The sequence below is a fragment of the Stenotrophomonas sp. Steno-C15 genome (assembly GCF_056393265.1).
Genome location: NZ_JBWJPF010000001.1, coordinates 161543 through 174879 on the forward strand (window position 1 = coordinate 161543; position 13337 = coordinate 174879).

Below are 13337 nucleotides of genomic sequence, written 5' to 3' on the forward strand. Positions count from 1 at the left end.
TGCGGACCAAGTCCTAGCGGCAACACCGTCAACGCATGGCCCGGATCGATACTCAACGCCGGTCTTAGTGACGCATTTGCTGACTTGTTGAGCCTGTCCAGGCCCGCTGTATGCCAGCACCAGAATGCCTGCTGAAATCCATCGCTTCATTCTTTGCTGACCTCCCGTTCCATGAGTCGCTGCTCCTTGTCAATTACAAGCTTCACCAACTGCTGAAGGTAGTGAAAAAGACTACTCTCGTCTGAGTTTAGGCGACTCTTCCCGCGATGAACAATCTTTGAGCGGATACGGTATATGTCGCGAAAAGCACCAACTATGTTGGCTCGTCCCTCTGGCGAGGTCGCGATAAGGTAGGCGCATCGATTGGCGATAAGGGTGCCCAAGCCGACATTTGCATCCGCATCCTCATCTCCGAGCAGGATCTCCAAGGCCACCGTTGCCTGCACGTAGCTGAGCAGCTTGTCACGGCCGCAGTAGCTGTCAAAAAGCCAGCGCGCAGAAAGCTTGATGTTCTTGCCCTCTTTTGATCGAAGAATCAGGCTGATGCGATCCAATTTTTCTCGGATGGCACTGGGCTGCCGACCAAGGTCCCCCACTAGGTCCAGGCTTTGGATGCCCTTCTGTTGATGATCTTCCAGAGCAAAGAAGCCCGATCCTGCTACATCTTCGGGAGACTGTCGATACACGATCAACTGAGTAGATTTAGGGGCCTCGCCGAGGGTGTGCGCGGCGCTAGCCGAGAGGAGCCCAAGGGCAATTCCTAGGCCAAGAAAGGCAAATATGTCATCGCGTGCAGAAAGAATGGGCTCAGTCGCGGACAGCCTGAAATAGCCATCGACCTTAACGACGAGGTATACGGCGTCTTTATCCCAGAGCGACCTCTTATGTGTCCCGGAGAACGCGTTCAGCAGCGTTGGACTTGCCAGTGCCGAGAGAGAAAGGAGGTTGGTTGGTTTGGGGTACGGATCCTCAAGATCTGCCCCAAGTACCAGTCGATGGCGATCGGAGAGCGTGATCCCCCCGGGATGGGCCACCAAAAGGTGGTAAAGGCCATCTGGCAGGCGAAGGCAAACCTCATAGCTCCAGGGCAGTGAGCAAAATTGCCTAACAAGCTCCGTCGCCACTTGCCTCGTGTCTTTGGTCTCATCAAAGGAAGAAAGCGGTATCTCGCCGACATTAATATCAAAGGTGTCCCCTCTGAAAAGCCGGTGGATTTCGCCAGAAATGAATGTGGAAAATGGCTGATCGCCGATGTATAGGCTCAACTCTTCAGCCAAAGCGCCCTTGCTTGGCAAGCTTCGATCAATGCTGCCGAGGCCTGGCATTGATGAAGTCATGACAAGGACGTTGCCAAAGACAGTTGCTTGGTCCAGCTCAGTGGCTAAACGCTCTACAAGTCGCGCCGCTAGGCGCGGATCAATGGCAATTGGCATGGTCCCCTGCACAATCCATCCAGATGGCCGGAGTTTACCCCTCTCGCTGAAACTTCCGCTATCTGCTCGCGTTAGAGCTAGAAGCTTGGCGGATAGGGTTTGGATTCTGGGAGCGTGCCCATGGGGCGCTCACCTACGCGGACGATAGTGCCTCCACTACTTACCGCCTGGACAGTGACCGCGCCGCCGCTTCCACTCGCTTCCCGCGCAACTTTCGGACTGGGCCCGCCCTGATCAGGCGAAGGCACAAGTTCGACTGTGGACAGCTCTACGCACAAGCGAAACATCGCGGCAGCCGCGTTTACGCAGTTGATCGCCAAGCAGGATGCCCCTTCCGAAAAGGCAGCCTCAATGGCGGGCGCCCGCCGTTCTGCCGTTGCGTGCGCTGCTTCAAGGGCAGTTGCAGCCCGTGGACTATCTGGACCAGGTTCTGGCGGGCGTGCCGAAGCCTGTTCTGATGGACCGGGCAGCTGCAGCTGCTGGCTGGTGAGATACCTGATGGGTGCGATGTGGCATGCCGTAGCCGAGCATGGCTCGGCTCTACTGTGGCGCTGGTTGCGGGGGCTCGGGCTCGTGGGTGGAGCCCTCGAGCAGGGCGACGTAAGTATCCAGGCGGGTGCGGAGGCTGATCAGCATCCAGCCCAGGAGGTACAGCAGCACCATGGCGAAGATCAACAATGCGCCGACCAGGCTGACGTCGAACGCGCTCGCCCAGTCACCCCATTTCCATTCGCGGAATTGCAGGTAGAGCGCGATCAGCAGTGGAAACGGCCCGAGCCGCTGCAGGCCGCCATACATCATGCCCATGCGCTCGATCATGTTGGTGCGCAGCGTGCTGACATAGCGAAGGCGTCGCTCGCGCTCGATGCGGGGGAAGCTGCGAAGCTCGGTAACCACCGTTTGCCAGTGCGCGAAGTCGCCGTCCATCTCCTTGGCGTGCGAGAGCCGTGGCTGGCTGAACTGGTGAATTCCTCTGCAGGCGGCCAGGGCAACTCCAACGATGAAGCCGCCGATCTCGATGGCCAGGCACGCAACAACCACTTGCAGCACCACACTCACAGGTAGCCACCGATCAGGCAGCTGGCCACAGAGAATGCCAACGATTGCGGCGCCCAAGCCGATGCGAAACGCCCACGTTTCCACCCTGCCCGCCTTCGGATAGATGCTGTGCTCAGCCAGCCCCTGGGCCCGCTGGTAGAGCCAGTGGAAGGTCAGTTCCTGCGAAGCGGTCTTTACCGGCGAATCGAGTTCGCCCGCTGCCTGCATATCCATTGCGTCCCCTGCCACCGGCTACGATGCCGACCGTAGCATCGTAGCCGACGCGTAGCACCTTTCAGAAATAGAACCCGATATTGGGGTTCAGCCGCGAATGCCAGCGCGACGGGCCGCCATTGTTGATGCCGATGCCATCACCGCCGGCAAACCACATGTTGCGGCCGGCAATCCAGTCGACAGCTGTGCCCCACCGGGCGGGTCATGCTGATCACTCAGTATCGATCCAGCCCGCATCGCGCGCACGCGCAAGATCTTCTGGCGTGTCGATATCGAGGCCCAGTTCCGGTGCCTGTAGGACATGCACCATATCGGCAGGAAGTTGCTGCAGGCGCGCTCCGAAGCCGCGGTCACCGGCTGCACCCACAGGGGTGAACCAGGCGCGCGGCACTACCGCGGGAACGCCAAGCGCACTCCCGTGACGGGTGCCAGCGCACCCTGACGTCGTGGCGCGGGCACCCGAAAGCAGCGCCTGCAGATGGGAACGCTCGATTGCGGGCTGGTCGCATGCCACGACCATCACCGCGCTCACCGTCGGCAGCAGGTGTGCGCCGGCAACCTGCAGACTGCTCGCCAGGCCGCGTTCCCAGTGGTGGTTGGTTACCGGGGTGGCATCCAGCCCGGCAATGCTAGATGTCACTGCCTGTGCGTTCGCGCCTACTACGACCAGCACCTGCACTGGCGCGAGCTCCAGCGCCAATCGGACCACGCGATGTACCAGGGTCTCGCCCTGCCGGGTTAGAAGCTGCTTGGGCTGGCCAAGTCGGGTGCTCCCGCCGGCAGCAAGCACGACGACCGCATGCGGGTCAGTCACCTGCCGCGCGCGCTTCGCCATTGCTGCAGCTGCGCGGCGATGCTGAGCGAAATCGCCTCTGGCCCTCGGCCGCCGATTTTCAGGCCAACCGGTGATCGAAGTCTCGGGGACAGGCGGTGGCGCTGATCCGGAGTCAGCAGTTTGAATAAGTCCTCGCGCCTTCGCTGCGGACCCAGCAGTCCAATGAACGCGACTTTGGTATCCGCCAGGGCCACCAGCGCCTCCCGGTCAAGTTCGAAATCGTGATGCATCACCAGTACCGCGTCGCACGGGTCGCCATGGAGCGCCTGGGCCGGGCTGATCTGCAACTGTGCATCGGCGCCCTGCCCCGCTGAGGCCCAGCGCGCTCGCCGTTCGGCCACGCTGATCTGCCACCCCAGGCCACGCAGCAACGGAACCAGGAAGGGCGTTTCAGGACCGCCCCCCAGGATCAGGGCCCGCGGAAGCCGGGGCAGCGTCAAACACCACGCCCCCTCACCAAAGGGCTGCATACCGTCCATCGGATGCAGCTGCCACGTCCGCTCGCGATGGCCCGCGCGGAAAACAATCTGCCCCGATGCGCGAAGCTCGCGCTGTAGTGGCACACCCTCGCGCAGCCATGCCTCGATGACAACGTCGATGCCGGCCATGGCACGTAATGGCAGGAGCGCAATCCGCAGCCGACCGCGGCACCCAAGCGCGGACCCACTCAGCAGGTCCTCGTCACTGCGCGTGTCGATCTCGATCCAATCGACCTGCCCTGCCACGCTTACCTGCTCTGCACGTCGCGCGAGCTCGGGCTCCAGGCATCCGCCGCTCAGCCAGCCGACCTGGCTGCCGTTGCAGAACAGCACCATGTCGCCGGCACCGGCGTAGGTGGAGCCATCGGTTTCCAGCACCAGCGCCAGCACGGCGTGCTCCCCCGCGCGCGCGCGCGTCAACGCCGTCTCGAGCACACTCCGCGGGCTTCCTTCGGTGAGGAAGCCCGGTGCTGCGGACAATTGCCCGGCAGCATCCCTGGGCCCTCCTCCGCCTATCGCGGAGGCCTCCAGAGTGGCTGAGGCCGCGGGTTGGTCCATGCGCAAGGGTCAGCCCACGTCGGGCAAGCCGGGCAACAGCTTGTCCAGGGTGATGGGATAGCTGCGTACGCGCACACCGGTTGCGTTGTAGACCGCATTGGCGATCGCGGCGCCGACCCCACAGATGCCCAGTTCACCCACGCCCTTGGCCTTCATCGGAGAGATCACCGGGTCAAGCGTATCGAGGAAGACCACTTCCTGGTACGGAATATCGGCGTGCACGGGAACCTCGTAGCCGGCCAGGTCGTGGTTGATGAACAAGCCAAGCCGCTTGTCGACCACCAGTTCCTCCATGAGGGTCGCCCCCGCGCCCATCACCATCCCGCCGATGACCTGGCTGCGCGCGGACAGCGGATTGAGGATCCGGCCGCCATCGCATACGGCAAGCATGCGGCGAATGCGCGTCTCTCCAGTGTAGGCATGCACGGCGACCTCGCAGAAATGCCCTGCATAGGTGCCGACGTCGTAGCCTTGTTTGAAGTCGCCGAAGGCAATGCCGTCCTCCGCCGACAGTGTCCCCGCCTCCGCCAGCTTGATGGTCCGCCCATCCGCCTGGATGCGGCCATCGGCGAAGTTTGCGGTGTCGCCGTTGAAGCCCATTTTCTCGCCCACCTTGCGGCGCAGGCTGACGCACGCGGCGTACACGCCTGCGGTGGAGCTTGCCGCGCCCCACTGGCCGCCGGAACCGGCGGATGCAGGATGACGAGAGTCGCCGAGGGTCACCTGGACCCGGTCCAGCGGCACGCCCATGGTCTCAGCTGCCGTCTGCGCGATGATCGTGTAGGAGCCCGTGCCGATGTCGGTCATGTCGGTTTCCACGATCACGCCGCCCTGGCCGTCGAGCCGCACCCGCGCCGACGACTTCATCGTCGGTGCGCCGCGATAGCCTGCGGACACGCCCATGCCGACCAGCCAGTGCCCTTCCCTTACCTGCGCCGGCCTGGCATTGCGCTTGTTCCAGTTGAAGCGCTTGGCACCTTCGCGCAGGCAGCGCACCAGGTTGCGGTCGGAGAACTTCTTGGACGGGTCGCCGGGTACGACCTCCGGCTCGTTGAGGATGCGGAACGCGATCGGGTCGAGGCCCAGCTTCTCGGCCATTTCGTCCATCGCCACTTCCAGCGCCATGTGGCCTGGCGCTTCGCCCGGCGCGCGCATTGCATTGCCTTCGGGCATGTCGAGCGTGGCGATGTAGTTGGCCACCAGGCGGTTGGCGCCCGCATAGAGCTTGGGCGTCTGCAGGGTGCCGTTCTCGCCGTCCTCGCCGTTGATGTTGCCCGACCAGTTTTCATGGGCGATGGCGGAGATCCTGCCGTCTTTCGCGCAACCGATCCGGACGCGTTGAATGGTTGCGTGCCGGTGGGTGGTATTGTTGGCCATCAAAGGCCGTTGCAGCGCGATCTTCACCGGTCGCCCGACCTGCTTGGCCGCCAACGCGGCCAGCACCGCGTCGGCACGGATGAACAGCTTGCCGCCGAAGCCGCCGCCGATATAGGGCGAGTCCACGCGCACCTTGGCAGGATCGATGCCGAGGATCGCCGCCATGCCCTGCCTGGCCCAGTCGATCATCTGGTTCGCCGTCCACAGCGTGAGCGTGTCGCCCTCCCAGGCGGCGATGGTGGCGTGCGGCTCCATCATCGAATGACTTTCGTCGGAGGTGTGGTAGGTCTCGTCGAGTTTGACCGCGGCGCTCGCGTAGGCGGTGTCGAAATCGCCCAGCGCCTGCCGGTCGGGCTTGCCATCGCGCCCCTTTGCCAGCGGCGCGGACGGCGCCAGTGCGGGAAAATCAAAACGGCCCTTGCCGCGCTCATAGCGGGTGCGGATCAATGCCGCGGCGGCGCGGGCCTGCTCGAAGGTCTCTGCCACCACGCAGGCGATGGCCTGGTGGTAGTGGGCCACTTCGGGGCCGCCGAACAGCGGTGCATTGTTCCAGTTCGATTTGCCGACCGGCTTGGTCTCCGGAGCGGTGATGACCGCCAGCACGCCCGGGGCGGCGCGTGCGCGGGAGGCATCCATAGAAATGATGCGCCCCTTGCCGATGCCCGCGCCGACGATATAGCCGTAGGCCTGGTTCGGTGCCACGTCATGGCGCTCATACGCATAGGGGGCGGTGCCGGTGGTCTTGCGTGGGCCGTCGATGCGCGGCGTCGACTTGCCGACGACCTTAGCCTTGTCGAACAGGTTGTCACCGGCGGGGGTGTTGAATTCAAGGGGCATCAGTGCTCTCCTTCCACCAGCACGGCTGCGAGGGTGCGCTCGGCGAGAGCGATCTTGAACGCGTTCTCCCGCGTCGGACGGGCGCCGGCGAACACCTGCCGGGCCGCGGCCTTTACGCCGTCGCGCAGCAGGGGTTCGGCTGCCTCGATGCGCCACGGCTTCGGCGCAACTCCACCGAAGGCGAACCGCGCCGAGCCGTCTTGCTGCACGACCGCGGCGACCGACACCAGTGCGAACGCATAGGACGCGCGGTCACGTACCTTGTGGTACACGTGCCGACCGCCCAGGGGTTCCGGCAGCGTGACGTGGGTGATCAGCTCACCGCGCTGCAGCACGTTGTCCTGCTGCGGCCTGTCGCCGGGGGAACGATGGAAATCGGCGATCGGGATGCTGCGCGTACTACCGTCACCCCTGACGGTCTGGATCGAGGCGTCCAGCACCCGCAGGGCCACCGCCATGTCGCCCGGATAGGTCGCGATGCAGCTGTCCGAGGTGCCGATCACGCCCATCTGCCGGGAGAACCCTTCGAGCGCGCCGCAGCCTGATCCGGGCAGGCGCTTGTTGCAGGGAAGATGGGGGTCGTAGAAGTACGGGCAGCGCGTGCGCTGCAGCAGATTTCCGCCGGTGGTGGCTTTGTTGCGCAGCTGCCCGGAGGCGCCTGCCACGATCGCGCGGGTCAGCACCGCGTAGTCGCGGCGCACGCGTTCATGCGAGGCCAGTGCGGTATTGGTGACCAGCGTGCCGATGCGCAGGCCGCCCTCGTCGGTGGGTTCGATCCTGTCCAGGCCGATGTCCTGCACGTCGACCAGGTGCGTTGGCGTCTCGACCTCCAGCTTCATCAGGTCGAGCAGGTTGGTCCCTCCGGCCAGGAACTTCGCACCCTCGGTACCGGCCACGGCTTTGGCGGCCTCGGCCGGGGACTTCGCGCGTTCGTAACTGAAGGCCCTCATGAGCGCCTCCCTGCAGAGGTCACGCCAGCGACCTCTTGCATTGCCTCGGCAATGTTGGAATAGGCGCCGCATCGGCAGAGGTTGCCACTCATGCGTTCGCGCATTTCCATGCTGGTGGCCTGGGGCAGTGCGCTGACGTCCGCCTGCACATGGCTGGGGACACCCCGCTTGATCTCGTCCAGTACCGCTACCGCCGAACAGATCTGCCCCGGCGTGCAATACCCGCACTGGTAACCGTCATGCTTGATGAAGGCGGCCTGCATCGGATGCAGGTCATCGGGGGTTCCGAGGCCTTCGATGGTGGTGATGGCATCGCCCTGGTGCTGCACCGCCAGGCTGAGGCAGGCATTGATGCGCTCACCGTTGACCAGCACGGTACAGGCACCGCATTGACCGTGGTCGCAGCCCTTTTTGGTCCCGGTCAGCTCCAGATGTTCGCGTAGGGCATCGAGCAGCGTGGTTCGCGTGTCGAGCTCAAGCTCCCGGCGCGCGCCGTTGACGGTCAAGGCCACCGTGCTGATGACCGGCGGCCTGGGCGGCGGGGATGCCGCCAGTTCGGCGGCGAGCGATGACGCCCCTGGTGCGGCGGACATCGCCACGGTCGTGGCGCCGCCGGCGATCACCTGGCGACGCGTCAACTTCATTCCTTCATCCCAACTTGGCACAGTGACCTCCTGGCGTTCGGGGAAACCCCGTGGCTGGATGGACGCGCTCACACTACTCAGAGGGCACTATGCCCGTCTTCGGGGTACAGATTTGTGAAGCCGGTCGGAGGCATGCCGGCATCATCGGCCGAGCGTACTGGCCGGTCATCTTCAATGCCGTGTCTGGCAAGCGTGCGCCACAGACACTGATCTGCGCCACTGATCTGCCCCATCAGCGGAAGCCCCGAGGGGATACTGAATCCCGATTGGAGATTCGTTTATGCCAGTCAACACCCGCCGCAGCTGGGTTGAGCTCAAACAAGGATTAAAACGTGGAGTCGCCTCGACGCTCGGATCTGATGCATCCGAGTCTTAACGCGCCAACCTGCTGTGGATAGTCCAGATGCGGAATGGACTGCATCTGCCATGCGTAGGGCGGTAGTTTCAGTATTCGTCCTTGCAGTGGAGGAAATGTCTTCAGCTGCCGGCTTGAACCGGGAAGGCTCTAGTTTGGCCATGGAGATCGTGGCGCCGCGGTAGAGCTACGGTTCGATGAATCAGTGCCTCAGCTTTCCGCCAGATCTCTGCAACGAACACGATCACTCGGAAACTCCACCGTCAGGCCCATTTCGGCAGACAGCTGCTCTATCGCGTGCGCGGAAACTGACCTGCAGCGACACTTCGCAGATGCGAAGCAAGAACTGGGTGGCACCGTCAGGGGCCAGCACCACATTGCTGCCGTGGGCTGGCAACGGCTTTGCCCCCAGGGGGTGTGCCCCGTTCGGGCATCCTTCCTGGCTATCCACCTCGACCGCCAGCCGGAGACGATTGACGTGAAGGGGATCTCACATCAAAGAGCGGACACTGCAATCTCGCGGCTCTTCTCCGGTGCACAATCCTTTGCTCCCGTGTCCAGCCCCCCAAATGGCACGACCATGCACCCTCCCAACGCCTTCAGGGTCCATTCGATCCTGCCCCAGCTTGCGCTCAATGGCGCAATCATCCGACTGGATCAGGTGCGTTCAACCTGTAGAAGCTGTGGGCTGAGATCGTCAATGACCAGGGGCGCAGGCTTTGAAACGGATCAGAAGGGAACCACCCTCACCTGCCCTGCATGCGGGGCCACAGGTCTGATGGACGAAATGGAGATCTGGCACCACTGGCTCGAGCAGTGCCGTCGTCAACAACTCTTGGCGCGCTCCAAGCAGATGATCCATTCGATATCGAGGACTAGAAGCGAGTGATGGACATGCCCGAAGGGCTGGATTGCCTCCGCCGCCGCGAAGGCTCCACTGAGGTCTGTCGCGGCTGCCTGAAAGTGATCGCGTGTAGGGCGCAAGGCTGTTGCTGCCGATCGCGCGCGGGCAGGTACCCGAGGCATGGATTCAGCTGCTGCCTGATTTCGCAGGATGTTCCGTCATTGCGCATGACCACGTTTGGGCCCGGAGGCATCGGCACCGCGCCGCGTGCGGCGTACGCAAAGTCTTTCGGCCGGCTGGGCTGGCCCTACGCCATGATCTCAGAGCGGCGGCGAGCCCACCGGGAGAGTGATCCTCCAGTCCCGGAAACAGCGCGCCTCAGCCGTCGGCTGGATGTCTCCCGGCCAAACTTCCCATCGTAAAGGCGAATCCCGCCTCTTCCAGAAGCGCCCTCATGCGCAGTTCCACGCGACGAGGTGAGCGCAGCCCATTGGGCGCATAAAGGGCATACACGTAGCCAGCACCGTCAATGATCTCGCGGCGTACTGCGCACTCAGTCGATTCACTGGCTTCGCACCAGACAGACATCAGCCTGGCGGGGCTGATCGACTGTCCGTTCCGAAGACGGAAGAACAACCAGCGCACACCTGGCGGTTGGGCTCGATCTACTCTAGCCATTGTGAGCCCCGGATCCGCCTCGACAGATCGCTGAGAACTTCAGGATCCAGGCGAGGGCGGTCATCTCTCGATGAGCGTGGCAGATCTATGCGCTCACCACCTCTCACCAGAGCGGGGAGATCGGACTGAAGGTCAATCCACCACCCGGCAGGAAGGCGGAGCCCCGTACCCGTTCGGTCGTAGATGCATATCGGGAAGTTCATAGCGTTGCTCCTGGATCTATCGAGCATACGCTTGCGCAATGTCAGGTCCGAATGCGACTACTCCAAGGCTGACGCATCGACTCTCTTTGCACAGATGAACACGCGTGCCTCGTCTCGCTGAACTTTCAGGAACGACTCAAGCCAGCAAAGAGCAGCGCCTCGATTGGCAATCACTCTTCCCAACTCTTCAGTCAAACACCGCGCACACTCCATTCCACCAGGACTCTCGCCATGGCAAGCCCGGCACTGAGCCATCGTCGTCGTGCTGACCGGGCGCGATTGGTACATGATCTGAGACATCAAGGCCACAGCCTGATTGTGAGACGACATTCCAGCCTTCCTGTCGATGCCGAAGCAGCCGCGCTGGGCGCGGCCACCTCTGGGGCATCAACGCTGGCTGTCGCGATCAACACCCGCCTTTGGGTTCTGGCCAGGGCTTGGCTGTCCAGTCTCTGTTTCGCTTGGCTGCTGCTGTTGCTGCCCTTGCTGTCCGGCCAGATCCTCACCGCCGAGATCCTTGCCGTCCGCGTGGCCCTGCTGGCCGGGCTTCTTCTCGACACTCGAGTTGCGGCCATCATTCTGGTTCTGGGAAGTGTTGTTCATGTCTTGCTCCGATGCAGCCATCTGCTGCGACCCCACAGTGGGCTTCAGCGCGTTACGCAGCCGTGCCCGATTGGATCGAGTATGAACAAGCGCCATGAACAGGCCGCTGTCCTGAAGGGTGTACAGTGCATGTCCAACAGGAGCAAACCATGGAACGCACGAGGAACAAGGATTTCGTTGACGTCGAGCGTGAGCTCACCCATTGGGGGTTGGCATTCAACTCTGGCGCCCTGCCTGCTGTCAGCTTTCGCCATGAAGTTGACCCCGTCATCCGGCTCGCGTGTGACATCTACATCAGAGATCCGCACGGAATGCGCGAGGCATGGCTGGGCGCCCTCCAAGTCAGGCTTGCGGCTCGATCCAGTCTCCGCGGGCACCCCGGCGCAGCGGAGATCGCGACCCTATGCTGGTCACGACTCTCCTGCCCTTAGCAACGCCCCTCCTGCCCAGCTGCATCATTCCCTTCCCGCATCAGCTGATCATTCAGCACGTGGACGATGGACATGACAGCATCTGCAAGCGCCCGAGAGTCGCTGATCGAACCGTAGAAGTAGATCTTCGAGCCTTCAACCCGGACTTGCGCAAGCGAAAGCTGAGACGCCAGCGCCTCACACTTCATCAGGAACAGTTCAATCCAGCGAGCACCGGGGGCAAGATCCAGCAATGCAATGATGGCCTCGTCGGTAGATGAGTCGACATGCTCCTGTAGCCGTGGCACGTCGAAACCTACGATTCTTGGAAGCATGGAGGCGCTCAACGATCTGTCCTCTCGCTCAGGGGCAATCTCAGTATCGCCCACGGTACACAGATCTACAATCAAGCGTTCGAGAAGGGACTTCCCGACCAGCCCAGCAAGGAGGCACGATCCACGCTGGATGCGCGAGAGCTTCCGTTGACAGAGCTATTGTCCGGCCAACAGGTGCCTGACGGTCTGCCTTCGCCCTCGCGCAGCGCACGAAGTGCTACGACGTGAGCTACCACAGCTTGCTTGAGCGAAAGTCCACCGCGGCCTACCTCCTGGATAGTGCATGCCGCGGCATCAAGCAGGGCCAGCCCCGGCGCTCAGGCAACATCCGCGCTTGGCATCCGGAACGTGAACACTGTTCCGGCACTTTCACTTGACACCACATCGAGTATCCCGCCATGAGACTTGGCAATCTCCGATGCGATGTAGATGCCCAGACCAAGACCTGGCCTGGGAAGCTCGCCCTTCTCACGCGAGAACGGGTTGAAAATGGTGCTGAGCCTGTCGGGCGCAATGCAGCCTGCGTTGTGCACATCCAGCGTGAGGCGATTGGATGCAGCGTGCACCCTCAGCGTGACAGGAAGCGACCGCTCGCCATGCTGCACTGCGTTCGTCAGCAGGTTGGCCAGCATCTGCGACAGCCTGCCGGGATCGCAGACCACGCTGCCCTCGATCCGCATCTGCACATCGATGTCCTCGCGACCGGTGGCGATCGCCACTTCCGCTGCAACTCGTTCGAGGTCAGCTTGCAGCGTATCGCTTTCCCGGAGCGAGATCGGGATGCCTCCACCCAATCGGCCCCTGGCAAAATCAAGTACATCGTTTATGAGCCCATCCATCCGGGTCACGCCAGATGCGATGTGCGCAAGCATCTGCTGCTGACGCGCGGACGTCGCCTCATCCTCAAGTGCATCTGCTGCTACGCTGATTGCCTGGAGGGGGCTGCGAAGATCATGGCCCAGTACCGCGATGAACTGATCGCGCAAGTCGGAATCCCGCTGCGCGTCCGAAAGCGCCGTCTCCGCTTCCTGTAGGCGGTCCTCCTTGTCCAGATAGTTGCCGACGAGCTCGGCAAGCAGCTCCATGGACCGTCGGACATGGGCTTCATCGAAGTTGCCCGGCGAAGAATCAATGGCGCACAGGGTGCCGAAGAAACTGCCGTCGGGCCGATGAATCGGAACCGACGCGTAACTCTCAAGCCCGTAGATCCGAGGCGTGTGGTGCTTGGAGTACAGCGGGTGGGTACTGGCGCGTGCGAAAACCACGGAGGTTGATGACTGCCTGATCTCGTCACAGATGGTGGTTTCCAGGACCAGCTGCCCGCCTGGAACAAGCCCGAACCCGAGCGTGTCCAGGGTGGCGCAGGCGGTCCAGGTCGTCTCTGTAACCCTGGCAATCGCCGTGAATCTCGAGCCCGTGATATGGGCTACGGTTTCAAGGATGCGCGGCACTGCCTCGATACGACCGATCTCAGCGACGTCATTGAGCAGGTGGGGATCAGTCAGCGTATGCATATGTGGCAGG

11 protein-coding genes are annotated in these 13337 nt (G+C 62.7%); all 11 read right to left on the minus strand.

Annotation, left to right across the window (positions count from 1 at the left end; genetic code table 11):
• Positions 1–146 precede the first annotated feature (146 nt).
• Positions 147–1433 carry a hypothetical protein gene (locus tag AC06FB_RS00705; protein ID WP_459040350.1) on the minus strand — a complete coding sequence of 429 codons (1287 nt, stop codon included), beginning with the start codon at positions 1431–1433 and terminating at the stop codon, positions 147–149.
• Between the two features lie 540 nt (positions 1434–1973).
• Positions 1974–2705 carry a hypothetical protein gene (locus tag AC06FB_RS00710; RefSeq protein ID WP_478053252.1) on the minus strand — a complete coding sequence of 244 codons (732 nt, stop codon included), beginning with the start codon at positions 2703–2705 and terminating at the stop codon, positions 1974–1976.
• A 211-nt stretch (positions 2706–2916) separates the two neighbouring features.
• Positions 2917–3540 carry a nucleotidyltransferase family protein gene (locus AC06FB_RS00715; protein WP_459040348.1) on the minus strand — a complete coding sequence of 208 codons (624 nt, stop codon included), beginning with the start codon at positions 3538–3540 and terminating at the stop codon, positions 2917–2919.
• Positions 3516–4577 carry an XdhC family protein gene (locus AC06FB_RS00720; protein ID WP_478053253.1) on the minus strand — a complete coding sequence of 354 codons (1062 nt, stop codon included), beginning with the start codon at positions 4575–4577 and terminating at the stop codon, positions 3516–3518. The genes AC06FB_RS00715 and AC06FB_RS00720 overlap by 25 nt, the downstream gene beginning before the upstream one ends.
• Before the next feature lie 9 nt (positions 4578–4586).
• Positions 4587–6791, minus strand: a complete 2205-nt coding sequence (gene paoC, locus AC06FB_RS00725) for an aldehyde oxidoreductase molybdenum-binding subunit PaoC (RefSeq protein WP_478053254.1) — start codon at positions 6789–6791, stop codon at positions 4587–4589.
• Complete coding sequence (locus AC06FB_RS00730) at positions 6791–7741, minus strand: FAD binding domain-containing protein (protein WP_053515781.1); 951 nt, start codon at positions 7739–7741, stop codon at positions 6791–6793. The genes paoC and AC06FB_RS00730 overlap by 1 nt, the downstream gene beginning before the upstream one ends.
• Positions 7738–8385, minus strand: coding sequence for an aldehyde dehydrogenase iron-sulfur subunit PaoA (gene paoA / locus AC06FB_RS00735; protein ID WP_065182255.1), 648 nt, complete (start codon positions 8383–8385; stop codon positions 7738–7740). Before paoA ends, AC06FB_RS00730 begins: the two co-directional genes overlap by 4 nt.
• Before the next feature lie 1577 nt (positions 8386–9962).
• Positions 9963–10262, minus strand: a complete 300-nt coding sequence (locus AC06FB_RS00740) for a hypothetical protein (RefSeq protein WP_227255271.1) — start codon at positions 10260–10262, stop codon at positions 9963–9965.
• A 590-nt stretch (positions 10263–10852) separates the two neighbouring features.
• Positions 10853–11068 carry a hypothetical protein gene (locus AC06FB_RS00745; protein WP_193395781.1) on the minus strand — a complete coding sequence of 72 codons (216 nt, stop codon included), beginning with the start codon at positions 11066–11068 and terminating at the stop codon, positions 10853–10855.
• Between the two features lie 427 nt (positions 11069–11495).
• Positions 11496–11825: a hypothetical protein gene (locus tag AC06FB_RS00750; protein WP_227255272.1), complete on the minus strand. Its 330-nt coding sequence runs from the start codon at positions 11823–11825 to the stop codon at positions 11496–11498.
• A gap of 305 nt (positions 11826–12130) precedes the next feature.
• Positions 12131–13327 carry a GAF domain-containing sensor histidine kinase gene (locus AC06FB_RS00755; protein WP_414487479.1) on the minus strand — a complete coding sequence of 399 codons (1197 nt, stop codon included), beginning with the start codon at positions 13325–13327 and terminating at the stop codon, positions 12131–12133.
• Between the last annotated feature and the right edge of the window lie 10 nt (positions 13328–13337).